Origin of the sequence: Neptunicoccus cionae (assembly GCF_014643735.1) — a bacterium.
Taxonomy (GTDB): Bacteria; Pseudomonadota; Alphaproteobacteria; order Rhodobacterales; family Rhodobacteraceae; genus Amylibacter; species Amylibacter cionae.
The window spans coordinates 64,564-88,605 of sequence record NZ_BMKA01000009.1 but is presented as its reverse complement, the minus strand read 5'-3'; the positions used below and the strand labels follow the sequence as shown (position 1 = coordinate 88,605).

28 protein-coding genes are annotated in these 24,042 nt (G+C 53.9%); 15 read left to right on the top strand and 13 right to left on the bottom strand.

Features of this window, described 5'->3' with window-relative positions; all coding sequences use genetic code 11:
- Window positions 1-60: 60 nt before the first annotated feature.
- The 3 genes from repC to IEX10_RS18665 all read right to left on the bottom strand — a co-directional run bounded on the left by repC (window position 61) and on the right by IEX10_RS18665 (window position 3,215).
- The gene (gene repC / locus IEX10_RS18675; protein ID WP_188678750.1) at window positions 61-1,263 is read right to left on the bottom strand and encodes a replication initiation protein RepC; all 1,203 of its coding nucleotides are present in this window, start codon (window positions 1,261-1,263) and stop codon (window positions 61-63) included.
- Between the two features lie 611 nt (window positions 1,264-1,874).
- On the bottom strand, window positions 1,875-2,642 hold the full coding sequence (locus IEX10_RS18670; RefSeq protein ID WP_229678641.1) for a hypothetical protein: 768 nt from the start codon (window positions 2,640-2,642) through the stop codon (window positions 1,875-1,877).
- A gap of 363 nt (window positions 2,643-3,005) precedes the next feature.
- A complete protein-coding gene (locus tag IEX10_RS18665; protein ID WP_188678749.1) occupies window positions 3,006-3,215 on the bottom strand; it encodes a helix-turn-helix domain-containing protein in 210 nt (69 codons plus the stop codon).
- A 1,024-nt stretch (window positions 3,216-4,239) separates the two neighbouring features.
- Between IEX10_RS18665 and IEX10_RS18655 the strand changes: the two genes are divergently transcribed.
- From IEX10_RS18655 to IEX10_RS18610, 11 genes are all read left to right on the top strand, one after another.
- Window positions 4,240-4,581 (top strand): hypothetical protein, encoded by a 342-nt coding sequence (locus IEX10_RS18655; RefSeq protein ID WP_188678748.1) that lies wholly within the window; start codon window positions 4,240-4,242, stop codon window positions 4,579-4,581.
- 93 nt (window positions 4,582-4,674) lie between these two features.
- Window positions 4,675-6,114, top strand: coding sequence for a multicopper oxidase family protein (locus tag IEX10_RS18650; RefSeq protein ID WP_188678746.1), 1,440 nt, complete (start codon window positions 4,675-4,677; stop codon window positions 6,112-6,114).
- A 37-nt stretch (window positions 6,115-6,151) separates the two neighbouring features.
- Window positions 6,152-6,607 carry a DUF411 domain-containing protein gene (locus IEX10_RS18645; RefSeq protein WP_188678745.1) on the top strand — a complete coding sequence of 152 codons (456 nt, stop codon included), beginning with the start codon at window positions 6,152-6,154 and terminating at the stop codon, window positions 6,605-6,607.
- Window positions 6,608-6,673: 66 nt separating this feature from the next.
- Complete coding sequence (locus IEX10_RS20140; RefSeq protein WP_268237054.1) at window positions 6,674-6,808, top strand: hypothetical protein; 135 nt, start codon at window positions 6,674-6,676, stop codon at window positions 6,806-6,808.
- Window positions 6,809-6,960: 152 nt separating this feature from the next.
- Entirely contained in the window at window positions 6,961-7,386 is a 426-nt protein-coding gene (locus IEX10_RS18640) for a c-type cytochrome (RefSeq protein ID WP_188678744.1), read from the top strand.
- Between the two features lie 17 nt (window positions 7,387-7,403).
- Entirely contained in the window at window positions 7,404-7,979 is a 576-nt protein-coding gene (locus IEX10_RS18635; RefSeq protein WP_229678640.1) for a DsbE family thiol:disulfide interchange protein, read from the top strand.
- Entirely contained in the window at window positions 7,976-8,488 is a 513-nt protein-coding gene (locus IEX10_RS18630; RefSeq protein WP_188678742.1) for a TlpA family protein disulfide reductase, read from the top strand. Before IEX10_RS18635 ends, IEX10_RS18630 begins: the two co-directional genes overlap by 4 nt.
- A 353-nt stretch (window positions 8,489-8,841) precedes the next feature.
- A complete protein-coding gene (locus IEX10_RS18625) occupies window positions 8,842-9,330 on the top strand; it encodes a hypothetical protein (RefSeq protein WP_188678777.1) in 489 nt (162 codons plus the stop codon).
- A gap of 2 nt (window positions 9,331-9,332) precedes the next feature.
- Window positions 9,333-10,070 (top strand): cytochrome c biogenesis CcdA family protein, encoded by a 738-nt coding sequence (locus tag IEX10_RS18620; RefSeq protein ID WP_188678741.1) that lies wholly within the window; start codon window positions 9,333-9,335, stop codon window positions 10,068-10,070.
- 212 nt (window positions 10,071-10,282) lie between these two features.
- Window positions 10,283-12,604, top strand: a complete 2,322-nt coding sequence (locus tag IEX10_RS18615; RefSeq protein ID WP_229678639.1) for a heavy metal translocating P-type ATPase — start codon at window positions 10,283-10,285, stop codon at window positions 12,602-12,604.
- Between the two features lie 62 nt (window positions 12,605-12,666).
- A complete protein-coding gene (locus tag IEX10_RS18610; RefSeq protein ID WP_188678739.1) occupies window positions 12,667-13,170 on the top strand; it encodes a L,D-transpeptidase family protein in 504 nt (167 codons plus the stop codon).
- Between the two features lie 187 nt (window positions 13,171-13,357).
- Here the strand turns inward: IEX10_RS18610 and lnt are convergent, their stop codons facing one another.
- The 10 genes from lnt to IEX10_RS18560 all read right to left on the bottom strand — a co-directional run bounded on the left by lnt (window position 13,358) and on the right by IEX10_RS18560 (window position 20,831).
- Complete coding sequence (lnt, locus tag IEX10_RS18605; RefSeq protein ID WP_188678737.1) at window positions 13,358-14,896, bottom strand: apolipoprotein N-acyltransferase; 1,539 nt, start codon at window positions 14,894-14,896, stop codon at window positions 13,358-13,360.
- A gap of 3 nt (window positions 14,897-14,899) precedes the next feature.
- Window positions 14,900-15,376: a signal peptidase II gene (gene lspA / locus IEX10_RS18600; RefSeq protein ID WP_188678735.1), complete on the bottom strand. Its 477-nt coding sequence runs from the start codon at window positions 15,374-15,376 to the stop codon at window positions 14,900-14,902.
- 3 nt (window positions 15,377-15,379) lie between these two features.
- Window positions 15,380-16,171, bottom strand: coding sequence for a ZIP family metal transporter (locus tag IEX10_RS18595; protein WP_188678733.1), 792 nt, complete (start codon window positions 16,169-16,171; stop codon window positions 15,380-15,382).
- A gap of 2 nt (window positions 16,172-16,173) precedes the next feature.
- Window positions 16,174-16,626 carry a DUF411 domain-containing protein gene (locus tag IEX10_RS18590; RefSeq protein WP_188678730.1) on the bottom strand — a complete coding sequence of 151 codons (453 nt, stop codon included), beginning with the start codon at window positions 16,624-16,626 and terminating at the stop codon, window positions 16,174-16,176.
- 20 nt (window positions 16,627-16,646) lie between these two features.
- Entirely contained in the window at window positions 16,647-17,987 is a 1,341-nt protein-coding gene (locus tag IEX10_RS18585; protein ID WP_188678728.1) for a M23 family metallopeptidase, read from the bottom strand.
- 2 nt (window positions 17,988-17,989) lie between these two features.
- Window positions 17,990-18,613, bottom strand: coding sequence for an SCO family protein (locus IEX10_RS18580; RefSeq protein ID WP_188678725.1), 624 nt, complete (start codon window positions 18,611-18,613; stop codon window positions 17,990-17,992).
- A gap of 7 nt (window positions 18,614-18,620) precedes the next feature.
- Window positions 18,621-19,052, bottom strand: coding sequence for a copper chaperone PCu(A)C (locus IEX10_RS18575; protein ID WP_188678723.1), 432 nt, complete (start codon window positions 19,050-19,052; stop codon window positions 18,621-18,623).
- Window positions 19,053-19,123: 71 nt separating this feature from the next.
- A complete protein-coding gene (locus IEX10_RS18570; protein ID WP_188678721.1) occupies window positions 19,124-19,786 on the bottom strand; it encodes a DsbA family protein in 663 nt (220 codons plus the stop codon).
- Window positions 19,783-20,220: a disulfide bond formation protein B gene (locus IEX10_RS18565; protein ID WP_188678773.1), complete on the bottom strand. Its 438-nt coding sequence runs from the start codon at window positions 20,218-20,220 to the stop codon at window positions 19,783-19,785. Before IEX10_RS18565 ends, IEX10_RS18570 begins: the two co-directional genes overlap by 4 nt.
- A 2-nt stretch (window positions 20,221-20,222) precedes the next feature.
- Complete coding sequence (locus IEX10_RS18560) at window positions 20,223-20,831, bottom strand: SCO family protein (RefSeq protein WP_188678719.1); 609 nt, start codon at window positions 20,829-20,831, stop codon at window positions 20,223-20,225.
- 177 nt (window positions 20,832-21,008) lie between these two features.
- Here IEX10_RS18560 and IEX10_RS18555 point away from each other — a divergent pair, with 177 nt between their 5' ends.
- From IEX10_RS18555 to IEX10_RS18540, 4 genes are all read left to right on the top strand, one after another.
- On the top strand, window positions 21,009-21,437 hold the full coding sequence (locus tag IEX10_RS18555) for a MerR family transcriptional regulator (protein ID WP_188678717.1): 429 nt from the start codon (window positions 21,009-21,011) through the stop codon (window positions 21,435-21,437).
- A gap of 83 nt (window positions 21,438-21,520) precedes the next feature.
- Complete coding sequence (locus IEX10_RS18550; RefSeq protein ID WP_188678715.1) at window positions 21,521-22,306, top strand: transglutaminase-like domain-containing protein; 786 nt, start codon at window positions 21,521-21,523, stop codon at window positions 22,304-22,306.
- 206 nt (window positions 22,307-22,512) lie between these two features.
- Window positions 22,513-23,418 carry a cation diffusion facilitator family transporter gene (locus IEX10_RS18545; RefSeq protein WP_188678713.1) on the top strand — a complete coding sequence of 302 codons (906 nt, stop codon included), beginning with the start codon at window positions 22,513-22,515 and terminating at the stop codon, window positions 23,416-23,418.
- On the top strand, window positions 23,411-23,968 hold the full coding sequence (locus IEX10_RS18540; RefSeq protein ID WP_188678711.1) for a methyltransferase family protein: 558 nt from the start codon (window positions 23,411-23,413) through the stop codon (window positions 23,966-23,968). Before IEX10_RS18545 ends, IEX10_RS18540 begins: the two co-directional genes overlap by 8 nt.
- Window positions 23,969-24,042 lie beyond the last annotated feature (74 nt).

The window sequence follows — 24,042 nt, the reverse complement described above, 5'->3', positions numbered from 1 at the left end:
GCGGTTTGCAGGGGCTGGTTGAAACAGCACTGCGCGAGATATTCTGTCCGGACAAGCGCATTACAGACCACGCCGCCGCGCAAGCCCAATGAGGCTTCCGACCAGGTTCAGCTTGCCGGATTTGTGGCGGGCGGTCATGGCACGCAGCGCCCCGCCCGGATTGCGAACCGGCGTTGTTGGGTGACTTCTGTTGGCATCGATCAGCAAGACGCAAAGGGCTGCCCCCACATCGCCCATGAGGTTGACGGCCTTGATCCAGGCGTCGTGATTGATGCCGAGCGGATGAATGATCCGGGTCGCTGCGTCGATGATGTGAAGTTCACGAAGGGTGGGGATTTCACCCTGACAGGCCAGAATGTAAGCCTGCATGTCGCTACTGGCGAGCTTGAAAATGCGCTCTGGGGTCAACTGGGTGATAAATTGGGTATTGCGCGCTGCACTCTCAGCCCCACACTTATTTTCTAAGCAACCTTCGGGGCCGATAGGCTCCGAACAAATAAGTTCAGTGTGCGCGGGCTTGCCCGTGCTCCCTTTATCTACGTTGGCGTTACAGATTACAGATAAGTTATCTTGGTTGTTCTCTTGTATAAAGCACGGGAAGTTTTCTGCCGCTTTAGCGGTAGAATCTCGACGTGTTTCAAAGAAATCATCCAAGGTTGTGCACAGGGCCTGCGCCTCTGAAATGTGGTGCTCAAGCGCCCCAATCTGCATGTTCGCGAGACGGGAGGCCTCGGGCCAAGCGTCGAACACCTCAATGATGCTCAAGAGGCGGGGATGGGCCAGGGAGGAATCTGTGGCGTCTCTCAGGTGGCGTTTAATGTGGCGGACGTATGTGCTGCGACGGTTGCGCAGCTCTTTCCGGCGCAGTCTCTCAGCCGCCACCTGCTCTTTTAGGTGCATAAGATCGGGAACCAAGGCTATCAATCTGGAAAAAACGATGCCGCAACCGCCAAACGGTGAACGGGATCCGTTGCCCTTCACGCGTTTCTCGATCAGGCCCGCGGCTTCAAGAGCGGCCTCGTCGTCGTAGAGGGCGCGACGAGTCTTGTTGAGGGCTTCGGCGGTTTGGTCCTGGGGTGCAAAATACACCGGCTCGCGATCTGGCCTTGTCCAGTCACCCGGAGCGGTCTGCTTCATCATGTAAAGCAGTGCGTGCAGGCGACCTCCGCGCAGCCCGAGGGCAGGGGCCAGTTCTATAAGAAGCTGCTCAACGGAAAATCGTTGATGCCCTTGAGGTAGTGTCGGGAAAGTCCTGTCAGTCATTGTTCTGTCCTTGCTCGTTCGTGAAGCAAGGCGGCGGCGGGCAAATCTTTATCATTCGCACAAATGCGTTTTTTGTTGCCAGCTCGAAGAGGGGGTGGTAAAACCGAGATCAACAGCTTTGATGATCTACTGAAGAATTGGCGTTCTTTGGTTTCAGAACCCCCCCGTTAGGTTTCCGCCTTGCGGGGGTTTCTATTTTCTAGAGTTCATTTCCTCCTTTCATCCTGTCGAACCTAGCACACAAGGCCTCGTATATAGTGGTCTGAGTGGTGCTAGGTCTTGCGTCTGGGGCTAATTCTTGTGGCTTTTCCAAGAGTTAGGCCAAGCCGCAATTTGAACAATCGCACAAATGCGTTTTTGCTTGCCGACGATGTTTTGTTGATGATAAAATCAGAGCTAACTTCAGGAGCTTATTCGGGATTGCCGTCCCTAGGCTTTATCAAAAACCCCCCGTTAGGTTGATGCCTTGCGGGGGTTTGCTTTTGGGGGGGTTACTGCTCCTTTTTTGCCTGTCTGAGAATCGATTGTCGATTCTTCTGATTGGCAACAGGCATACAATATTTAGATACCTGTCACAATTATAGTATCGTCACGCCGAAACAGCACAAGGCTTAGTAGTTGACCTGCTCAAAGCCATAGTTGCCCTGATAGTCACGCCAATCGACGAAGACAGATCTGTGACTAATGTTAGGGCAATCGCTGCCGTAGCCTTCCATGCCGGTATGAGCGGCTGGAAGCTCCGAGACAGACGAACCGTGCCACGCGAAGTCGCCTTGCCTGCCATACAGCCCTTTGGTGACGTTGGCACCGCGCCTGCATTCGTCATCACGACCGGCACGACGCTGTGATGCATACTGCACATTGAACACACGGATCGAGCGGACGAAATTGAATTCTCCGCCGCTTATGTCGATGTCCGCAGTTTGGTTGCTGCTGCGATAGTCTTGAACAAGCTGCACCATGAAGTTTTCGGGCAAGCGTACTGCGGGTCCGCCGCTCCTGCGAAGAACGGCAGGCTGCAATTCCACCTGATAGTCCGTGAGTGCTGCAGTTGGAAATGACTGTAATGGGGTGCTGTCATTCATCAGGATTTCGTAAATGCGCTCGGCGTTCTGAGTTGATGGATCAACGTCGAATGCCGCGCCCATTGGACAACGCCAGATTTGCAGGGGCGGTTCAACAGGCCAAGGCGTGATACGGCGGATAAATTCGGCGCGGGCGCGAGCGCAAGGAACCGATGCGGGCCAGCCGCCAGATAGACAAAGCAGGATCGCACAATCAATCTGATATGACTGAGCCTGGGCGCGATCGGGGGCCACAGAAAAACTAGCGCATGCAGTTACCAATACCAGTGCGCTTGTGCGGAAAATTTTCAGCATGGATGTCTCCTCCACAGAAGATTATTCGGTTATAAGTCGTCCACGATGTTATAATATCGTTTAATGGCCCAAAGACCAGATGTTTTCAATCTCTTTCTGAGATTTGCCTTCAACTGGAGAAAACACCAAAATTGCGCCCGATTACCAAACCCAATGGTAGATGCAGGCCCCAGAAAAACGGTCCACGATCCGTTCAAAGAAGTCGGCCCCACACGGTTTGTTGCTTCCGGAGAACGGTTTCGATATCCGCAAAAGCCCAGGGTGGGAGACAGTGCGGAACAAGCTGAAAAACACCGATTTTGGCGTCGTGTGTGGGGGCAAAGAATAGCACAGGTGTAGTTTGAGGGTCAGCTAGCATCCTCGTCAGCGTTTTTCTAACAACAGCATTGGGTCGATTTCCAAAGCGCGTGCTATCTTATCTAGCAAGTCGAGCGTCGCGGAAAACTTTGAGTTCTCGACGCGGCCCATGTACCCCCGACTTATTCCCGCCCGGTGAGCAAGTTCTTCCTGACTGATGCCCATTGCATGGCGTCGGTCTAGAATGTTGTGAGCAAGGCGGTCGCGTGAAGTCATAAGACGCAGAGCGCCATAAGGCTATGTATTTCACCACGCGATACATATCACTTTCGAAGTTGTGCGTGCAGGCCGTGATACAATTTCCCCATTTTGAAATAGCACCAAGAAAGTTTCGCCGTGGCGAGGGCCTCGAGCATGCTGGACGGATTGATGACCCGCACATTAAAAAATAAGGCATTGTCCCCGATGAATGGGCTAGTTGGTTAGCATGTGATTACAAAAATTTACCCTGATCAAGGTGGAAGCCCCTATAATCTCATATGTAATCTCAACGTTGAAAGGTTTTATAATCTGGCAAACAAATTCTCTGGCACAACGCTGCTAAAGTCTTACCTTCAATATTTCCATTTATTGGGACCTCATTAAACTCCCTTTCCGCTATGAATGCCCCCTCCAAAGGCTGAGTTGATTCAGGACTCAATGATGCCTCCGGGCAAGCTCCCTATAAAGTGAAGACGGGGACTCACCTGTAGCATCAGCAATATGCACCCATTCCCCTTTTGTTGGTTCACCAAATAGGTCCAGCCAAGCATCCAATCGGTCCGATACGCGCCGCAGGCGAAGTATTTCATTGCTGGCGCGTTGAGCCTGATCGACAGCTTATATCCCTTGCCCGCAATGACGCGCCGCTCGATCAACTTTGTTCGTGGCACAGAGTTCACTGCGTGGCGGCACTTGAAGGCGGGTCACCACAAAGAACATCATATGATGATGGCGCGTGGTGAAAACTCCCACCGAAACTGAAACGCAAACACTGCTTTTCTGGTGCCGCAATCTCACGACAAGCATGTCGCTCACGGATAATCTTTCAAAAAAGCAACATTCTGGTAGTTGCGCCCGCACTACATAGCAAGAGTGGTGCTGGTTCAGCTTCAAACGTAACAAAACAGTGGAATGGATGAAGCGAGGTCAATTTGAATCTTGATACCTTTGATCTTTCGACCTTCATTTCACATAGTCACGCTCAAGTTACCAAAATGCACTTGACCTCCACCAACTGGAAGGCTGCATAAGTGCTCTCATGAGACCAGTACTGCACCTTTTCCTGATTCTTATCCTGACTATTGGCGTGGTAGTTGCGCCTGAATATGGTTCGGCCAAAGAACCCAGCATGGCAATGCAGATGGACGGTCAGGATCAGACTTGTGCGGGATGCCCGTCAACTGATGGTGCGGGCATCATCTGTGACAGTGGATGTACTGTGCCCTGCGGCCTGGGCGGTTCATCTGCAATGATTGCGCCGCAGATATCTTCAACACAATTTTCTAAGCCATTCGGTCTCATGCGGTCGAGCATTGATCTGTTGCTTCCAATAGGGACAGCACCGGCACTCGATCCTTTCCCCCCGAAACTTCCGATCTAATACGTTCTCGGCCTTGCAATCTGCAGGGAGACTGAGCGGTGCATATCCCATGTAGGGCTGTGTGCTCCCCCAATTTAGATCAGGAAAGTCTCGATGACCAAACAAGTTCCAATGACACGAAGGGGCGTGCTTTGCACCGGTGCGGCGTTCGCATCTCTATCGCCACTCTCGCCAATGCGGGCAGCGGTAGCGCAGCAATCCGACGAGCCGCTTCGCTTGCGCGCTGCACCCTCGAAGGCCGGGCTGCGCCCTGCACCATACGGCTTGACTGACGTCTGGAGTTATAACGGTGCCGTTCCCGGTTCGGAAATCAGGGTCCGTCAAGGCGACCGGATACGCGTTCTGGCTGAAAATCGTCTGGAGGAAGAGACTACAATTCATTGGCATGGCATTCGTACGCCAAATGCGATGGATGGAGTGGCGTTTCTTACACAAGATCCGATTCCGGTTAATGGTGATTTCCAATATGAGTTCGACGCTCTGGATGCGGGAACATTCTGGTACCACCCGCATCAACGCAGTTTCGAACAGTTGGGTCGCGGCCTTTACGGTCCGCTGATTGTTGAAGAGGCTGAGCCGATCCGCGTGGACCGTGATGTGACCTGGATGCTGGATGACTGGCGGATGACAAACGACGGTCAGCTCTCGAATGATTTCGGCAATCAAGGCGATGCTATGCATGGCGGTCGGATCGGTAACACTGTCACGATAAATGGCCAAATACCTGATCGCATGGCGGTTCAGGCTGGTGAACGTATTCGGCTGCGCCTGATCAATGCCGCGAATGCCCGGATATTCGGGTTGGATTTTGGCGATCTTGATCCTGTGGTAATCGCGATGGACGGCCAGCCCGTTGCGCCGCACGCGCCAGATGACGGGATTATCGTCATTGGACCCGCTATGCGCGTTGATGTTGTGATCGATTTCACTGGAAAGCCCGGCGATCTTCTGAGCGTGAACGACGTCTATTACAAAGACCTCGAATTCCGGCTGGTCGATTTTGTCTATGGGTCTGAGGCTCTGCGCCAATCGGTGCCGGACTGGTCAATGGTTCTTGCGCCTAACCCGTTGGCTGATCCCGATATCAAAAAGGCAACTCGGCATCAGATTGTCTTTAACGGCGGGATGATGGGCCAGATGATGATGGGCGACGGCATGGGGTCGATGATGGGTCAGATGCGCCAAGGCAACATTTGGTTCATCAATGGAAAGGCCGCGAACGGGCCGATTATGGACCCGCTGCTGACACTGCCGCTTGGGACTTCACATATCCTTGAAATGGAGAACCGGACCGCTTGGCCGCACCCGATCCATCTTCACGGCCATACTTTCCGCGTAATTGCTCGAAACGGGCAAGCGACACAGTACCTCGAGTGGCAAGATACTGTCATGATGGCACCGCGGGAAAAGGTCGACATCGCCTTTGTGGCCGACAACCCCGGAGACTGGATGTTTCACTGCCACATCATGGAGCATCAGGCCGCAGGGATGATGGGGGTTATCCGCGTCGAATTGGATGCGACAAAAACTTAAAAATACGCAGAATTAACGGAAGAAAAGGAAGAAGATCATGAAAAAACTGTTCGGATTTACCAGTCTGGCTGCTGCAGGAAGTGCCGCCGTATTGGCAATGAGCCTGAACGCAGCTCCCTTGGCCGCCGAAACGGTCACGCTGTACAAAAACCCCCAGTGCGGTTGTTGCGAGAGCTATGCTGATTACCTGCGTGAAAATGGCTTTGAAGTAGACGTCAAGCCAACCCATGATCTAGTGCAGATCAGCAGTGATGCCGGTATTCCGGAAGACTTTCAGGGATGCCATACGTCCTTTATCGGGGATTATGTGATCAGTGGTCATGTGCCCATTGATGTGGTCAACAAGGTCATGTCTGAAAAACCCGACATCGCCGGCGTCACGCTTCCAGGGATGCCGATGGGATCACCCGGTATGGGCGGCGCAAAGCAAGAGCCATTCAAAGTTTACGCCATTGAAGAAGGCGTGGACCCCACAGTTTATGCGGTCGAATAGGCAAACCAATTGTCCGGCGCGAAACCGTGCCGGACACAACCCAGAACAAATCAAAGGATGAAGTACATGTGGATGGATGGTGGAACGATGGGCGGCGGCATGATGATCGGTATGGGTCTCGTGTGTTTGCTGATCGTGGCTGTGCTGGTGCTCGCGGCAATCGCATTGGTTAAATATATCCGCTCTGATGGCGTGAAATAACAGTGTCAGATGATGCGTAGTAGCGGCGCTGCCAGTGGTGACAGCTTGCTGTCGATGGGGTTGATCTGGTCATTTTGTGTCTTGCTGATACTGATCGGGCTCGCCGCGATTGCGCTATTCTGCATCTGGCTCCGAAGAAGGTGGGTGAAAAAATGATAAAGTGGCTCGGCCTTTGGGTCTTTACATTGGCGGCGGCTGGCGCGGCGGCAGCGCAAGATACTGAACTTCTGAAGGGTGAGACACTCTATCAGGAAAACTGCGCAAGTTGTCATGGCGCAAATCTGGAGGGCCAGCCCGACTGGCGCTCGCGGTTGCCAAACGGAAGGCTACCAGCACCGCCTCACGATGCTTCGGGACATACCTGGCATCATGCCGACCGCGTGTTGACAGACATCATCACACGGGGAACGGCGGCGATTGTCGGGAACGGGTACGAAAGCGACATGCCAGGATTTGCAGACACACTTTCGAGCGAAGATATCGAAGCGATCCTCGATTACATCAAGAGCACATGGCCCGATCGTGAGAAGGCTGCGCAAGAAGATATAACGCGTGCCGACATCGAGGCACAGCAATGAGGGGGGCGGACAAATCAATGCAGCAAAAACGGCCGTGGTATCGCGTCTCAGGTCTTGTCGTGGCGCCAGCTGTCGCTTTTGTACTGATGGCGTTTTTCGCTTGGGGGCTGTTCAACCGTGACGACGCGCTGCCCTCGGCAATGGTTGATAAGTCTGTGCCAGAATTCTCGCTCCCCCCCGTCCTTGGCAGGGACGACGGGTTGTCGACACAAGACCTGGCCGGGCATGTTTCACTGGTGAACGTGTTTGCATCCTGGTGTGTGCCATGTCGCGCGGAACATCCGCTGTTCATCGAGCTTGCCGAAATTGGCGAGGTACCGCTTTATGGTATCAACTATAAGGACCCGCCCGAACAGGCACGGGCATGGCTGGATGAACTGGGTGACCCCTATACCCGCATCGGCGCGGACAGAGATGGCCGCGTCGGCATCGAATGGGGTGTTTATGGCGTACCCGAAACATATGTCATCGCCGCTGATGGAACCATCGCCTATCGCCATGTCGGGCCTATTACACGCACAATTCTGCAAGACACAATCATGCCGATGGTTCGCGAACTGAAATCTTCAACCCCTGAGAAGGTAGCACAATGACTTCGCTGAAACTGACAGTCGTTCTTTTCCTGGTGTGGGTCACCGGCGCATTTGCAGCGCCGCAAGGTTTTGCGCTGCATGACGAGCCGCAACCCGTAATCAACGTGCGCTTCTTGCTTGAGGACGGCACACGCAAAGATATGGAATCGCTGCGAGGCAAGGTGCTTTTGGTAAACGTCTGGGCCACCTGGTGCATTCCGTGTCGCGAAGAAATGCCGACGTTAGACGCATTGCAGGCGACGCTCGGCGGCGACAATTTTGAGGTTGTTGCCCTCTCTATCGACCGCGCCGGAACGCCGGTTGTACGGAAGTTCTATGATGAAATCGGTGTGAAACATCTGAAAACGTATGTCGATAAGACCATGTTGTCAGCAACTGCTTTACGCACGGTTGGTTTACCAACGACAATCCTGATCAATAGACAAGGTCAGGAACTAGGGCGGCTTGTCGGACCGGCGGAATGGGATGATCCTGAGATGATAGCGTTCCTGAGGGGGTTTATCGAATGAACGGTTTGAATTTCATCACGGCACCTTGACCCTACAGCAACTGGAATGATCGAACGCCCAACATCAAAAGGCAGCAACCAGATGGTTCAAATTTCACAGCATGACACTGGCAGCGAGGATGCGTCAGTCATTGGCCCTCGGCCGCAATGGATAACGCGCAGGCGCTTACTGCTTGTTAGTGTGACCATTATGATCGGGAGCGGAATGGCCCTGAATTGGGGATGGCTGACCGCAGCAGGGCTTGCGCCGATCCTTGTATCGCTTGCACCCTGTGGCGTCATGTGCGGACTGGGGCTTTGCATGAAGGGCGGCACTGGCACGAGCTGGTGGAGTCGGCTGAGTGGTATTTTTCGATGAGCCTTGCGTCCACCCGGTCAATTGGCAGGCACGGAGCGCAAATTTCACTGCGCGCCCTGCGCCGCTATTTTTCAGTGATCATTCCCGCAAACCTGATCTGGGAATTCGCGCACATGCCGCTCTATACGATCTGGAATGAGGGCAGCTGGGGCGAGATTGTTTTCGCGGCGCTTCATTGTACAGGGGGAGACATTCTAATCGCGATGAGTGCGCTCATGCTGGCGTTGATGCTGGCCGGTCAAGGCTGGCCCTTCGCCCGACAGACACGCCAGCAGGTGACTGTTCTCACTGTTGCATTCGGCCTTGGTTACACGCTGTTCAGTGAATGGCTGAATATTGTGATCCGTGCGGCCTGGGCCTATTCGGATCTCATGCCAATTATTCCAGTTCTTGATGCGGGACTGTCGCCCGTCTTGCAGTGGATCGTTATCCCGATAGCGGCCTTTTGGTGGGCCTCGCGTCCTTTTAAAGCAGATGAGTTATAGCGATGGATATTTCGGGTATTGGTATCCTTGCGGCCTTTTTGGCGGGGGCCATATCGTTTCTGTCACCCTGCGTTCTTCCCTTGGTGCCTGGCTATGTCTCTTTCATCGCCGGTCAGCCCGGTCTGCGCACGACCCGTCAGGTTGGGATGCGGGCACGGGCCGGAGCTTTGGGGTTAAGCGCCTGTTTCGTTCTGGGCTTCTCGACGGTCTTTATCGCCCTTGGGGCCGGTGCCAGCGCGCTCGGATCGCTTTTGCTGACATGGCGGGCTGAACTCAATTATCTTGGTGGTGGGATCATCATACTGTTTGGTTTGGTTATGCTGGGCGTGTTCCGCATTCCGGCATTGTCGCGTGATACCAGGTTGAACCTCAACATTCCGGGGGGACGTCCATTCGGGGCTTACGTGCTGGGTCTTGCATTCGCCTTTGGTTGGACACCCTGCATTGGTCCCATACTCGGTGCGATCCTGACGCTGAGTTCGACCTCAGGCGGGATGTCTAACGGTGTCTCGTTGCTCGCAATTTACTCGGCAGGGCTTGGTGTCCCGTTCTTGCTTGCTGCGCTTTTTACCGATGCTATCGCAGCGCGCATCCGGGGGATCAGCAAAGCGGGACGCTGGCTTTACATGGGAGCGGGGATTGCCATGGTCGTTATGGGCGTTGCTGTCATCACCGGGCAGCTTTCGCGGTTTGCGTATTGGCTGCTTGGCACCTTTCCCATTCTTTCGACGATCGGATAGATCTGAGTGAGCGGTGCAGATCCTGAGTTCTAAGGGATTATCTGCTGGGATGCGCGTTCACTCATGGAACTGGCGCTATAGTTCTTGAAACACGGGACCTTTCGAAGACCAGCGCGGTCGCGTTCACCTTTTTAGATATACAAACTTTTGACTTGCACCTCTAGTTACTGAAGCTCCTACACCGGAAAGGAAAAGTGTGAAAGGACGCCAAGATGCCACATGATGCCGCTCACGGTCACGAAGAAGATACTTGCTGCGGCGCTTCCGCGGATACATTGGCGCAGCCAGCGCCGCCGCCAAATTCAGGCCGCAGTTTTCGCGTAAATGGCCTCGACTGCGCGGACGAGGTTGCGATCCTGAGCAAGGTTGTCGGGCCGGAGGTCGGAGGGAGTGAGCATCTGGCTTTCGACGTGATCAATGGGCGTATGACCATCCTCGAAGGCGCCAAGCCGCTTAGCGATGACAAAATTATCAAGATCGTTGGCTCGACCGGCATGAGCGCGAAAATGTGGAACGCCGAAAGCGCTGAAGCGGATCAGGCGGAGCATTTCGCCCGCCAGCGTCTGTTCACAGGTCTGAGCGGCGGTTTGTGGGCGGCGGGATTCCTCTACCATATCGTTGAGACCGGGGCAGGGGGTGCGTTGCGGCTGTTTTCTGGTCATGGCGAAACCTCAATGCCTCTGATCGAGATGGGTCTGTTTTTGCTGGCAATCGTGTTCGGTGCCTGGCTGGTCGCGCCCAAAGCCTGGTCGGCTGCGCGCCGGTTGTCGCCGGATATGAACCTATTGATGATCGTCGCCGTGGCCGGTGCGATCGGACTGGGTGAATTCTTTGAAGCGGCGACGGTCGCTTTCTTCTTTGCCCTGTCGCTAACTTTGGAATCTTGGAGCGTGGGACGTGCGCGAAATGCGGTCTCGGCGTTGCTCGATCTTGCACCACCGACGGCACGCGTTATTCGTGACGATGGTTCGGAATCCGATGTTCCTGCGGCTCAGGTTACCATTGGAGATCGCTTCGTTGTGCGGGGCGGGGATCGTATCCCACTCGATGGAGAAGTGACTGAAGGTCGCGGCGATGTCGATCAGGCCCCGATCACAGGAGAAAGCGCTTTGGTCGCCAAAGAAATCGGCGACGAGGTCTATGCCGGTACGATCAATGGTAACGGGACGCTAACGGTCAAGGCCACGAAGGCCGCTGGCGATACCGTCCTGTCGAAGATCATCCGCATGGTAGGCGATGCGCATTCGCGCCGAGCCGAGGTTGAACAATGGGTCACGAAATTTGCACGCATCTACACGCCCATCGTCATGATATTGGCGGTGCTGATTGCAATCGTGCCGCCACTTTTGTTTTCAGGGGCATGGAATTACTGGTTCTATAATGCGCTGGTGCTGCTCGTGATCGCTTGCCCTTGTGCGCTGGTGATCTCCACGCCTGTCTCCATCGTGGCATCTCTCGCGGCGTCGGCACGCAACGGTGTTCTGATCAAGGGTGGCGCTTATGTCGAGGCACCCTCACGCCTAACCGCGCTGGCCATGGACAAGACCGGAACGATCACCATGGGTGAACCGGAAGTCGCAGGCCTGCATCCCTTGGGTGACACGAAAGAACGTGATCTCTTGAGCGCCGCTGTCGCGCTGGAAGCCCGCTCATCCCACCCGCTGGCACGCGCTATCCTTGCACGTGGTGAACGCGACGGATTGAAACAAGTGGTTGCTAGCGACACGAAAACAGTACCGGGTCGCGGCGTAGAGGGGTCTTGGGAAGGGCAATCTGTCTGGCTGGGCTCCGACCGTTTTGCCACCGAAAAAGGCGTGGGTGATGCCATTCCTCGTGACCTATTGGAACGAATTGAGGGAGCGGGAAGTACGCTTGTCGCAGTCGGGTCCGGGGATCGTTTGCTGGGTCTGATCGAATTGCGCGACCGCATTCGGCCGGATGCAAAGGGAGTGGTGGCACTCCTTCATGCCCAAGGGGTGAAAAAGATCATCATGTTAACCGGTGACAACGAGCGCACAGCGCGCGCCGTCGCGGCAGAGGTCGGCATTGACGAAGTTCGCGCAGAGCTGCTGCCCGAGGACAAAGTGACGGCGATTGAGGAGTTGGTTGCCAACTACGATGTCGTGGCGATGATCGGCGATGGTGTGAACGATGCACCGGCCATGGCGCGGGCACATTTCGCGATTGCAATGGGTGCTGTCGGATCGGATGCCGCCATCGAGACCGCCGATATCGCCCTGATGACGGACGATATCAGCAAGGTACCGTGGCTCGTCGGTCATTCGCGCCGAACCATGAATATCATTCATCAGAATATTGGCATCGCACTGGCCACCAAGGCGCTGTTCGTCGGCTTAACAGCTTTCGGGATGGCAACGATGTGGGGTGCCATCGCTGCGGATGTCGGCGTTTCCCTGCTGGTCGTAGCCAACGCGCTGAGGCTGCTTCGGGCCAAGAAGGATCGGTCCGACCCATCAGGGGGCGAGAAAATTGGAGAAACGATGGCACAGGGTGCCTTGGTGCATGGGCATTGATTTCAAAAACCCCTTTGTGCAAATATTAACTGAGCCAATAAGAAAAAGAGGTCGAGCAAAAAATGATACGTACAACACGCCGTTTCGCCGTTCTGGGTGGGTTGGCTCTTACTTTGGCTGGCTGCGCGAACAAGTTTCGAACCTATAACGGTCCAGAGGTCACGCGCTTGCAGATGTTCAAGGGCGATCGAACCCTCTTCCTTTACAACAATTCAAAGGTGCTGAAGACGTATAAATTTGACCTCGGCTTTGCACCCGCGGGTCCCAAGCAGTTTGAAGGTGACGGAAAAACACCGGAAGGCTCTTATACTGTCGACAAGCGCAATCCAAACAGCATGTTCCATCTGTCTGTCGGGATATCCTATCCGAATGAAGCGGATATTGCTTATGCAGCCGCACAGGGCCGCAGTCCTGGTGGAGATATCTTTATACATGGCGGGCCGCGAGCGGGTATTGACCCGATCAAACCCGACTGGACAGCCGGATGTATTGCAGTATCTGATCGCGAGATAGAAGATATTTACGCTATGGTTCGTGACGGAACGCCAATCGACATCTTCGCCTAGATTTTCGTAAAGATCTGCAGCTTTGTTCAAATGAACCTTAAGAGAATGATTGAGACAACCATTGCGAAAAGGCCAAATACCATTGCGGAACTCACTGCGTATTGAGCAATGTCTTTCTTGTTACCACCGCGCTTCTTCGCAAGATACGCACCCCATATGGCTCCTGCAAAAGCTGCTATTATCGTCATCATGATACGCTGTCCTTTCTAAAGTTGAGTAATGCCGCCATCGCTAGGCTCACTGCAAAGACCAACCAGAGCATCATCTGTCCATAGCTCGAGAATGGTGTTGGTGAGAGCGCCGCAGGCAGAGCGCCGTCCAGTATATTGGTCTCGCCCAAACCGAGATGCGAAATCAGGCGACCATTACCATCTATGATGGCGGAAATGCCGGTATTGGCTGCGCGGATAAAGGGAAGCCCCTCTTCGACGGCGCGCATTCTTGAAGATGCCAAATGCTGGTTCGGGCCAATTGATGCGCCGAACCAGGCGTCGTTCGTGGCGTTGAAAATCCATTCAGGCCGCTCTTTCGAACTTATTATTTTTCCGGGGAAGATTGCTTCATAGCAGATTGATAGACCGACACCGGGCAGTTGCGGCATGCGAAACGTCTTCGGCCCGGACCCTGGCGTGAAGTCACCCAATCCAGCAGTTAGCCGCCTAAGCGGCAGGAGGTCTCGAAAGGGTACGTATTCGCCGAACGGGACGAGGTGGTGCTTTGCGTAGCGGTTTATGATTTGAGCTGTTGAATCGATTGCGAGAACCGCATTTTTGTATTGCTGTTCACCGTCAACGTTTTCGCGCGTTTGCGCCCCCGTTAACAGGACGGCACTATCAGTCAAAAGCTTCGCGATCTCTCCCAGCATCCACTGATCTTCTTCGAGGTATCCAGGAAAGGTACTCTCGGGCCAAAGCAGGATATCAAATTGGCCCGGCTGAGCAGACAAATCCAGATAACGGGCGATATTGCGGTCGCGAAACGCTGGATCCCACTTTTCCCGCTGTGGGATGTTACCCTGAACAATTCTAACATTGGCCGCGGTTTTCTGATCTTCACCGGTCAGACTGGCTTCACCATTTATCCATATACCCGCGACCAATATGACAAACATCGTGGCTGCAAGCCCACTCTGTCGACGATTTCGCGTGAAAATCACGGTGGGCAGGGTAGAGAGCAACACTGTGAGCAACCCTAGACCATAGCTGCCGAATAGTGCCGCCATCTGACGCGGGACATCGTAATCGACCCATGCGTAAGCAATCAGGTTCCAGGGAAAGCCAGTAAGAATGGTGCCGCGCAGCCATTCGGACCCAGACCAGCAGGCAGCAAAGACAAGCGCGCCTGATACCCCTGTCGTCTTGGTCGCGGCGAAAACCACCATCGCCGCCGCTGGAAAGAGCGCAAGCCCCCCTGCCAGTGCGATCACTGCAGGAGCGGCCATCCAACCGAAACGTTCAGCATCAACAAAAAAGCTCTCCGCAATCCATGACAGTCCGAACAGGAAAAAGCCGAAGCCGAAAGCCCATCCGGTAAGAAACGCTCTTGTTCGGGCCTTGCTGGTGGTGAGGTAAAACAGCCCACCAAAACAGATGGGCAATACAAACGGAGTTGAGAACGGCGGTAGCGCAAAAACAACACCGGCCCCGAGAACAATTGCAACGATAAGCGGGACTATGTTCGTCCTAAACCTTGGACCAAGACTGGAAATGCTAATTGAGGGTCTCACTCTCTACTCAGGCGCTTTTTTTATGGCGGCATGTTCCCGACCAGCAGTGATCAGCAGAAGACCAACGCCACAAACCACAAACACGTCTGCCAAATTGAATGCAGGCCAGTGTGTCGTTCCAATATAGAAATCCAGAAAATCAGTTACGCCGCCGAAGCGGATGCGATCCAGAATATTTCCAAGAGCACCACCTATAACCACACCATAGGCAACGGCTTCACTTATTGCAGTCGACCGTACCAGCGAAATGGCCAGAAACAGGACAACAGCGGTCGCAACGATAGCTAGCGCCCACCATGGCGTGCCCTTTAGAAGACCAAAGGTAACGCCGGTGTTACGGTGAAAAACCAAGTTGAAACCGGGCGCGACATTGACGCCAGCGGCTAACGTTTCTGCATTTATAAGCAGGAATGCTTTTGACGCTTGGTCGGCAGCAAATGCAATGACGGCTGCACAAATTCCCAGAGAACGGATTGCCATGTTTCAGCCTAACCAAACGTCGAGGAACAGCATGACAACCAGACCGACTGCTAACCCGGTCGTTGCTTGTTTCTGATGTCCACTGCGGTGGGTTTCGGGGATGATCTCGTGACTGATGACGTAGAGCATAGCGCCCGCCGCGAAGGCGAGACCCCAAGGCAAAAGGGGTTGAGCAACCACGATAACTGCAGCACCAAGAAAGCCGGTGACAGGCTCAACCAAGCCAGTGAGAGCTGCGATGCTAAAGGCCCGTTTTGCAGAGTATCGCTCACCGAGCAATGCAACCGCGACCGCCAGTCCTTCTGGCGCGTTCTGCAATCCGATACCCAATGCAACTGGAAATCCCCCCGCAAACCCGTCCGCGCCGAACGCGACCCCAACGGCCAGACCCTCTGGGGCGTTGTGAATGGTGATTGCTATGATAAATAGCCAAACTCGACGCAGAGATGCGGCCTCAGGACCTTCGCGCCCTGAACTGAAGTGCTCATGCGGGATCACTTCGTTCATAATGGCAACTGCCCCCATCCCAAGCAGGATCGCAACGCAGACGATCAATGCCGGGATCGCCCCATCCCCGTATCGAATTTCAGCAACATCGAGCGCTGGAATGATCAACGAGAAGAACGAAGCCGCCAGCATCACCCCTGCGGCAAAGCCAAGAGAGATGTCGCGCCATTTTCGCGAGGGAGTGCTGCCAAAGAGAACCGGAACGGCACCGACGGACGTTATAAGACCAGCTGCAAGGCTTCCATAAAAGCCCAAGGCGATAGGAGATAGGGTCGTGAGCGCCTCCATGTTCAATTTGCCGGATAGGAAGAGAATATCTCGGTGCTACCGTCCTTTTTCACCAGAAAGACATCATAGGCGTCGGAAGTTTCCCCAAAATCCATGCCGGGTGAGCCGATTGGCATTCCGGGCACAGCAAGACCGACTGCATCCGGGCGTTCCTCAAGAAGACGCGTGATGTCGGCAGGTGGCACATGCCCTTCTATCGTGTAGCCCTCGACCGTTGCGGTGTGGCATGAAAACATTGCAACAGGGATACCCCGATCCATTTTCAAACGGATCAGTGCTCCTCCAATATTTTCGCCCTCCGGTAAGAAACCAGCGTCTGAAAGTCTGTCCATCCAAGCCACACAGCATCCGCAGCCGCGCGTCTTTGCGACTTGAATGGCCGTCTGGGCTGCGGCGGCCGTTGACACGGTCGCAAGCAGCACAGCGCCAAAGATCAGTTCAATTTTGGGGAGCATGCGTTATCCAATTCGATTGTTCATATTTCGTCGCTGAGCGTCGCTGTAAACAGCGCGCGTGTTTTCTCAAGGAGCGCTGACGCACCCGCGGTATCAGGATTTTCTACCGAGGCGATCAGTTCCTTTCCAAGCGGGTCGATCGGACGCCCGTCTACATGCACTTCGTAGTGCAAGTTAGGAGCTGTCGCCGTACCTGTCTTGCCGACCTGACCGATCACTTCTCCAGCAAGAACACGCTTTCCGGTTTTCAATCCATTGGGTACGGCGCTCAAATGGGCATACCGGGTCATCGTGTTGGAGCCGTGAGATATCTCCACCACTTGGCCATATCCGTTCTGCCATCCAATAAAGGAAACCCGGCCCGGTGCGGTCGCGCTGATTGGCGTCCCTTTAACGGCTGCGTAATCGACACCAGTGTGCATTCGAACGTTGCCGTAAATTGGATGTTTGCGTCGGCCAAAAACCGAAGATAGGCGCGCGCCCTTTACAGGTGGTGCTATTCTTCGCAGGACATCCCCATTCAGATAGACAGTCGCCTTGCCGCTATCCTCGTCAGACCAAACGACTTCAAATATATCCTTCGCTAAATCAAGAGCCGCGTAGGTTAGCTTCGGTTGCCCAACTTTCGACCCGTCAGCAAGGACCGATTGTGCCCATTGGATGTTGAGTTTCTCGCCGCCTTTAAGATCTCGCCGAAAATCGATTGCATCACTTAAAATTTCGGCCAGATCGACCGCAAAGCGAGCAGGAATGCCGGCTGCATCCAAGGAAGTATAAATGGATCCGCTGACGACAAGCTGACCTGCTTGCTCGACAGACGTAAGGACGGGGGGTCTAGTGCGACCAGCGACCTTACCATCGAGTGTGACTTCGATTTGAACACCTTCATCGACTGTTAAAGCGACGAATGACGGGGACCCGTTGGGCTGAAAATTGACGCGCAGCTGATGGCCGGGTCTTAATCTGCGCAAGTCGTATTCTGCAGCAATGGCAAGAGCTACTTCGGCCCGCAGCGGTGCGTCCATATCGGCGCGGGTTAGGATTGATTCAAGCGTATCGCCATCTGTTACCGTCGCTTCCCAAGCTGGGATAGCAAGAGCTTGTGTGACTGCCGTCAGCTCATCAGGCCGAGTGAAATCGGACGAATGAAGCAATGGGGCCAGAGTAGCATTCCTGTTAACCACCTCTGTTGCAAAGGTAACGGATAAATCCAAAGAAGAGGGTTCTGCTGGTGGTTGCGAAAGCTCTGCAGCCCGAACCATCACTTCCGGAGCTGGCGCGTTCGGTGTCATCATGGTTCTGGCGGTCAGCGACGCCATAGCAGCTGCGCTGACAGCTGTTCCCAGCACGAAATATTTCAATCTCAAGTTTCTGGCCTCTCGTCTTGGCTTTGCATTGCGCGCCTTATCTTAGGCACGGCGAATTCGCGCGGTTCGTGATAATCGATCGTGGTAACGAAGCGACCTGTCGCGTCGAACAGGAAAACCCCTGCTGTGTGGTTCATCGTATAGTCGCCGTCTTCGCGCATCACCTTTTCATAGACTGCGCGAAACCCTGCCGCAGCAGAGGCGACTTGGACATCTGAACCAGTCCAACCTTGAATCTGTGGATGGAAGTAGGAGACATATTCGGCCATCACTTCGACGGTATCTCGGTCTGGATCCACGGAAATGAGGATGGTGTTAAGGGCCTCTGCGTCCGGCCCAATCTCGTCGAGCCACGCGGAAATGTCCGAAAGCGTCGTTGGACAGACGTCAGGACAATAGGTGAAGCCAAAGAAGACAAGGCTTGGCTGGCCAATGAGCGTTTTCGGGCCGACAGCTTCCCCGTTCTGATTGGTCAACTCAAAGTCCATTTCTGTCAGCGGTAGGGAACGTTTTCCCGGCACCGACGCCGCACCCGGCCCATCAACCTGCCACCATCCGATGAAAAGAACGGCTAATATCGCCAAGCCGCAGGCAATCAAGATTTTACCAATCTGTTTCATGTTGGCGTCAGCCTTCAGGGCCGCGTGCGCCGATACGCAGGACAGGCACTACAACTTCAATCTCCAACCCATCCGAAAAGAGTAGGGTCATCGGGAAAGTCTCGCCTTCCACGAGTGGCGACTGCAATTTCATCAACATGATATGATAGCTACCCGGTTCGAGTGCCAGCGTTCCTCCAACTGGGATTTCAATGTCACCTGCAGGCACCATGCGGCTGACACCTTCGTCGTTCGTCTGGGTTTCATGGATGGAAGCCATCGCCGAGATATCGGCCCGCAATCCTACCAAGTAAACTGGTACATCTCCTTCGTTCCGAAGCGCCAGATACGCGCCACCGGGGCGTGAAGTTCCAATGCTGGCACGCGCCCATGGCTGTTCAACAACGATCTTGATATCGCCTGCGTTTTCTTGCGCTGCAGAAACTGTGGAAAGTCCCATCAGTAGACCGAAGGACAGGCAGCGCAAGGTATTTGTAATATGTCTCACTGTCAGGGTTATCCAATCTGATGTTAGTTGTTTGCAGTAGCTTGGACTTCTGCCTGTACAAGCGCGATCAGTTGATCTGGACCGAAGTCGGTCAATCGCTTTCCGTTGACGAAAAAGGTCGGGGTGCCCTCGATCCCAACTGCCTTAACATCGGCCCGATCCTGATTGAGGATACCGACGATACTTGGGGATTTGATCTGGGTCGCGGCGGCATTTACGTCCAAACCTGCTGTCGCCGCGATCTGGATAATCTGTTCTGCGGCTGGCGCACCATGAGATGCCCAAGTCGGTTGATTTTCCAGCAGCGCTTCAAGCACGGGCATGAAGACATCCTGTAATCTTGCTGCTTCCAAGATTTTGATTGCCAGCTCAGACCCTTCCCCGTGGAATGGCGTGTACCGCAACACCACGCGGACATCATCGGGATTATCCGCCAGTATCTGTTTCACAATCGGGTGAAACGCGCGGCACGCCTCGCAGGCTGGGTCAAAAAATTCTACAATCGTCACCGGAGCGTCTTTGCGGCCCAAAACAGGCGAGTAAGCGCGAACGAGTTGGTCTTGCTGCTCAATAGGAGCGGCTGTCGCAGTCGGGGTCACGTTAGGACGAGAGACAAACCAGGCACCGATGGCGAAAAGCGCCAGTACAGCGGTCAGGGTTACGAGAACAAGGGTTTTGCGTGTCATGAGGCAATCCGTCGAAGTTGGAGGAGCAGGGCAGATATTACCCCGAAGGTCAAAAAGGAGAGAGCGGGAATTGGCAGGCCAAGGATCAGCATTGCGTCATCCGTGCAAGATGGTCCGGAGGCGGTGCAGGGCGTAATCGGCTCGGGCAAGACCCCAGCATATAGCAGCCAATGATAGAGCGCGATAGCACCGCCTATAACGGCGAGCGGCACCGCATATCGCCAGATGGACAGATCGGAACGCCATGCCGCAATACCAAGGATGACGGCGAGTGGGAACATGAAGGCGCGCTGCAACCAACAAAGATGACACGGGGTCTGGCCCAATACCTCACCGATGAACAGAACGGAAAGTGAAGCGGCCAAGGCGAGAAACCAAGCCGCGAACAGGAACGTTACTGACCGACTGTCTGGCGTTGATGGATCGGAAGCCATTGTCACGATCCAATCCTTTGTTGAAGGTCAGAGGCGATCTGAGAAGGATCCAAATCGTACTCGTATATTCGAACAAATTCGCCTTGCGGATCGAACAAAAGAAAAGATGAAGTATGGCCCATGGTGTATCCATCGGGTGCAGATTCATCCTCATTGCGCTGATAATAGACTTTGAAAGCTTTGGCAGTTTGTTGGGTCTGTTCCTGCGGGCCGCTTAGCCCGAGGATGCTGGGGCCAAATTGTGGGATATAGTTGGCCAGAACACTGGGCGTGTCCCGTTCCGGGTCAACTGTGATGAAAAGGGGCTGTACTGCTTCACCTTCTGCGCCCAGATCGTCCATTACCTGAGCGATTGTTGCCAGGCCCATGGGGCAGACGTCCGGACAGTTGGTGAACCCAAAGAAGACGAGCATCCATCGCCCACGGAAATCTTCGTCGGTTTGCACCATGCCATTGTGATCGGTCAATTCAAAATCAGCCAAAACAGTCTCCGCTGCAGGCAGGCGAGTGGCTGCAACCGGTAGCTGGCCACGCTCTGATATCCAAAAACCACCAACAATGGCGATCGCCACCGCAACTATGGACCAGAGAATTATCCGCACATTTGTCATTGCCAGTTTCGCCCTTAAAACAAGTCACCTCTTGGGGGGGATACAAGCTACAGCTGATAGAGGTTCAAGCAAAAAGATGCTTGGTAGGATATTATGTCACGACTTTGTGAAACCTTTGGCTTTTCAAGCGAGTTAGAACTTTGATAAGCTACAGTGACTTTAGATAAAGGAATGCACATGCTGGCAATTGGTACACTCTCGCGGAAGACTGGAACCAAAGTTCAAACAATCCGCTACTACGAACAGATTGGATTGATGAACGAGGCCGGACGGACGTCAGGTGGGCAACGGCGATATTATGAAAAAGATCTCGATCGCCTCGCCTTTATTCGACACTCGCGTCAACTTGGTTTTTCGCTCGACTCAATCCGCGAACTTCTGGACCTGTCGGACAACCCGTCTCAATCCTGTGCAGAGGCGGATTCTATCGCGCGGCGACAACTTCGCCAGGTCGAGCAGCGGATCAAACGCCTTCAGGCCCTCAAGAAGGAGTTGAAACGGATGGTTGCCGAGTGTGATGGCGAAAGCGTTGCCGAATGCAAGGTTCTTGAAGTGCTGCGAGATCACTCTGAATGTCTAACTAATCATGATGAAATCGGAGCGTGATAAGAATGGAAGAAAGTTCTTGAACCTCTAGGCACTGTAGCTCCTATCTTTCGAATATCGCAAACGATGCGTCGGATAGAGCTATGAAGAATGAAGACAACAAGACCCATCTGGGCGTTTCGCCATTACTCGATTTCGATGGGGACGCCATCGCAAATCTGATCCGTGAGCGCGGATGGTTGTCTTTGGACGAATTCCACCGGATTGGTGCTGCCTACGACTACGTGCGCAACGAAATCATTTTTGGCTACAATGCTGCAGACGACATGCCAGCCTCAGCGGTACTGCGTGACGGATATGGTCAATGCAACACCAAGGCCACGCTATTGATGGCTTTGTTGCGTGCGGTCGACATCCCTTGTCGATTGCACGGCTTCACAATCCATAAATCCTTGCAGCGTGGGATCGTACCAGAACTCATCTATCCGATTGCGCCTGAGAGCATCCTTCATAGCTGGGTGGAAATCTTGCATCGAGGGCGTTGGATCAATCTGGAAGGCTTTATTTTGGACGACGCGGTCTTGTCTGCTCTTCAGGACAGATTTGTTCGCGATAACGACAGTCTGTGTGGCTATGGGGTCGGAACAGACCGCCTTTCTTCACCATCCATCGAATGGAGCGGAACAGATACCTTCATCCAAAAAACCGGCATTAACGCCGATCTTGGTCTGTTCGACACGCCAGACGACTTTTATGCGCAGCATCAACAATCCTTTGGAGGTCTTCGTGGGCTGCTTTATCGATATCTGATCCGTCACTGGATGAATGCCCGCGTGCGACGAATACGCAGTGGGGTTGTTCCAGTGATCCCGATGGCTGAAACCAATTCTGTACAGTTTGTTCGTGAAGGCGGGGTTGGATCGTCATGACCGCTAGTTGGCTCCATTTGCGGGTAATAACTGCAATTCCAATGTTTCATGTCATCATCGCTGTTCCGTTAACAATTGTTTCCGCAATTTTACTCGCGACCGAGGGGCTTCTGGCCATGACCAGCGACCTTTTTGTTAGGCGCCTAAGTTTGTCTTCGAAGGGAGGGGCAATGGGATGGTCCTGAATATTGAGAGAAGGGCACTGAATGCCTCATGATCACGGAATAGACCCGCAGTCGGGAGACCGTCGCGTTGGAGTCGCCATTTGGGCGAACGGTCTGCTGACCGTTGCTCAAATCGTTGGCGGAATTCTTTCGGGAAGCCTCGCGTTGATCGCCGATGCCATACATAACTTCTCGGATATGGCCTCACTCGTCATCGCCTTTGGCGCGCGCAAAATCGCCCGCCGCCCGGCAGATGCAAAGATGACCTTTGGCTATGGCAGGATCGAAATCGTTGCAGCGCTGATCAACTACACGTCGCTGATTATCATTGGGATGTATCTTGTCTACGAGGGTGCAATGCGCTTCGCGGATCCACCGCAGATCGAGGGCTGGACAGTCGTAATTCTTGGTTGCATCGCTTTAGCGGTCGACACGCTCACCGCGATGCTCACGTATTCCATGCAAAAGGGGAGCGTGAACATCCGTGCGTTGTTCTTGCACAACCTCAGTGATGCTTTGGCATCCGTCGCAGTTATCGTCGGCGGCGTTCTGATCCTGCTCTACGATATCCGTTGGGTTGATCCGGCAATTACCATAGGTATCGCTGCATATATACTTTGGCTCGCCTTTACCGAAATCGGCGGACCTATTCGGACACTTATGCTCGGCAGTCCACCGGATGTGGACATCGACGCTGTGATTGCGGCCATTGAGGACATCGACGGCGTCGAAGAACTGCATCACGCGCATTTCTGGCAAATGCAGGAACATCAAGCGGCGCTCGACACTCATGTGGTGATCGAGGACGCACGCTGGGACGATCTGGAGACTCTGAAGAAGAAAATCAAAGCCCGCCTGGAAGAGGAGTTCGGCATTTCTCATTCGACACTGGAATTCGAGCGATCATGCGACAAGCACGAAGAGGCCACACGGTATGGCCATGAATGAGTTCACAGTGCTTGCAGCAATACTTGGGTGCCTTGCCAACAGTTTATTGATTCTTGGTTTGGCATGGTCAATTTACCGACCAAAACAGCTTGTTTGGCCGCCCGAACAGTCGACAGCGATGCATCGGATCGCGGTTTGGACTCTCACTTGTATCGGCTTCGGCTCAGCAATTTTCATAGGCTTTGTCGAATGGGGCATTTTGGATGTCCCTGCATTCTTGCGGTGGGGATTGGGGCTGGTCCTGCTCATTTTTGGGAATGTCGTGGTGTGGGCTGGCGTACTTCATCTTGGCTTCGCGGCGACGAGCGGAGCAAAAGGATCTCTGCGAACCACTGGCCTTTATAGATATTCCCGAAACCCTCAATATCTGGCAGATATCGCGATCCTTGTTGGGATTGGAATCCTTTCTGCTTCGATTATGTCTTGGCCGGTGATCATCACAGGCATTGTGGCGCTTGCTCTGGCACCCTTTTCGGAAGAGCCTTGGTTGTTGGAAAAATACGGTGACGCCTATGCAGAATATCTGAGGGCGACCAGAAGGTTCTTCTAATGAACAACGCAAGTGGGGCAGGTGGTGCATTGGACCCTTTGGGCGCATCTCCAAGGAACTTTAAACAGGAAACA

What these genes read in the sequence shown, in the direction of transcription:
- IEX10_RS18640 (WP_188678744.1), top strand. Translation starts at nt 6,961, where the DNA reads ATGATAAAGTGGCTCGGCCTTTGGGTCTTTACATTGGCGGCGGCTGGC.
- IEX10_RS18555 (WP_188678717.1), top strand. Translation starts at nt 21,009, where the DNA reads ATGCTGGCAATTGGTACACTCTCGCGGAAGACTGGAACCAAAGTTCAA.
- IEX10_RS18625 (WP_188678777.1), top strand. Translation starts at nt 8,842, where the DNA reads ATGAGCCTTGCGTCCACCCGGTCAATTGGCAGGCACGGAGCGCAAATT.
- IEX10_RS18570 (WP_188678721.1), bottom strand. Translation starts at nt 19,786, where the DNA reads ATGACACGCAAAACCCTTGTTCTCGTAACCCTGACCGCTGTACTGGCG.
- IEX10_RS18590 (WP_188678730.1), bottom strand. Translation starts at nt 16,626, where the DNA reads ATGCTCCCCAAAATTGAACTGATCTTTGGCGCTGTGCTGCTTGCGACC.
- IEX10_RS18645 (WP_188678745.1), top strand. Translation starts at nt 6,152, where the DNA reads ATGAAAAAACTGTTCGGATTTACCAGTCTGGCTGCTGCAGGAAGTGCC.
- IEX10_RS18655 (WP_188678748.1), top strand. Translation starts at nt 4,240, where the DNA reads ATGAGACCAGTACTGCACCTTTTCCTGATTCTTATCCTGACTATTGGC.
- IEX10_RS18670 (WP_229678641.1), bottom strand. Translation starts at nt 2,642, where the DNA reads ATGCTGAAAATTTTCCGCACAAGCGCACTGGTATTGGTAACTGCATGC.
- IEX10_RS18650 (WP_188678746.1), top strand. Translation starts at nt 4,675, where the DNA reads ATGACCAAACAAGTTCCAATGACACGAAGGGGCGTGCTTTGCACCGGT.
- IEX10_RS18665 (WP_188678749.1), bottom strand. Translation starts at nt 3,215, where the DNA reads ATGACTTCACGCGACCGCCTTGCTCACAACATTCTAGACCGACGCCAT.
- IEX10_RS18580 (WP_188678725.1), bottom strand. Translation starts at nt 18,613, where the DNA reads ATGAAACAGATTGGTAAAATCTTGATTGCCTGCGGCTTGGCGATATTA.
- IEX10_RS18635 (WP_229678640.1), top strand. Translation starts at nt 7,404, where the DNA reads ATGCAGCAAAAACGGCCGTGGTATCGCGTCTCAGGTCTTGTCGTGGCG.
- IEX10_RS18550 (WP_188678715.1), top strand. Translation starts at nt 21,521, where the DNA reads ATGAAGAATGAAGACAACAAGACCCATCTGGGCGTTTCGCCATTACTC.
- IEX10_RS18545 (WP_188678713.1), top strand. Translation starts at nt 22,513, where the DNA reads ATGCCTCATGATCACGGAATAGACCCGCAGTCGGGAGACCGTCGCGTT.
- IEX10_RS18560 (WP_188678719.1), bottom strand. Translation starts at nt 20,831, where the DNA reads ATGACAAATGTGCGGATAATTCTCTGGTCCATAGTTGCGGTGGCGATC.
- IEX10_RS18575 (WP_188678723.1), bottom strand. Translation starts at nt 19,052, where the DNA reads ATGGGACTTTCCACAGTTTCTGCAGCGCAAGAAAACGCAGGCGATATC.
- IEX10_RS18620 (WP_188678741.1), top strand. Translation starts at nt 9,333, where the DNA reads ATGGATATTTCGGGTATTGGTATCCTTGCGGCCTTTTTGGCGGGGGCC.
- lspA (WP_188678735.1), bottom strand. Translation starts at nt 15,376, where the DNA reads ATGGCAATCCGTTCTCTGGGAATTTGTGCAGCCGTCATTGCATTTGCT.
- repC (WP_188678750.1), bottom strand. Translation starts at nt 1,263, where the DNA reads ATGACTGACAGGACTTTCCCGACACTACCTCAAGGGCATCAACGATTT.
- IEX10_RS18615 (WP_229678639.1), top strand. Translation starts at nt 10,283, where the DNA reads ATGCCACATGATGCCGCTCACGGTCACGAAGAAGATACTTGCTGCGGC.
- IEX10_RS18565 (WP_188678773.1), bottom strand. Translation starts at nt 20,220, where the DNA reads ATGGCTTCCGATCCATCAACGCCAGACAGTCGGTCAGTAACGTTCCTG.
- IEX10_RS18630 (WP_188678742.1), top strand. Translation starts at nt 7,976, where the DNA reads ATGACTTCGCTGAAACTGACAGTCGTTCTTTTCCTGGTGTGGGTCACC.
- IEX10_RS20140 (WP_268237054.1), top strand. Translation starts at nt 6,674, where the DNA reads ATGTGGATGGATGGTGGAACGATGGGCGGCGGCATGATGATCGGTATG.
- IEX10_RS18595 (WP_188678733.1), bottom strand. Translation starts at nt 16,171, where the DNA reads ATGGAGGCGCTCACGACCCTATCTCCTATCGCCTTGGGCTTTTATGGA.
- IEX10_RS18540 (WP_188678711.1), top strand. Translation starts at nt 23,411, where the DNA reads ATGAATGAGTTCACAGTGCTTGCAGCAATACTTGGGTGCCTTGCCAAC.
- IEX10_RS18610 (WP_188678739.1), top strand. Translation starts at nt 12,667, where the DNA reads ATGATACGTACAACACGCCGTTTCGCCGTTCTGGGTGGGTTGGCTCTT.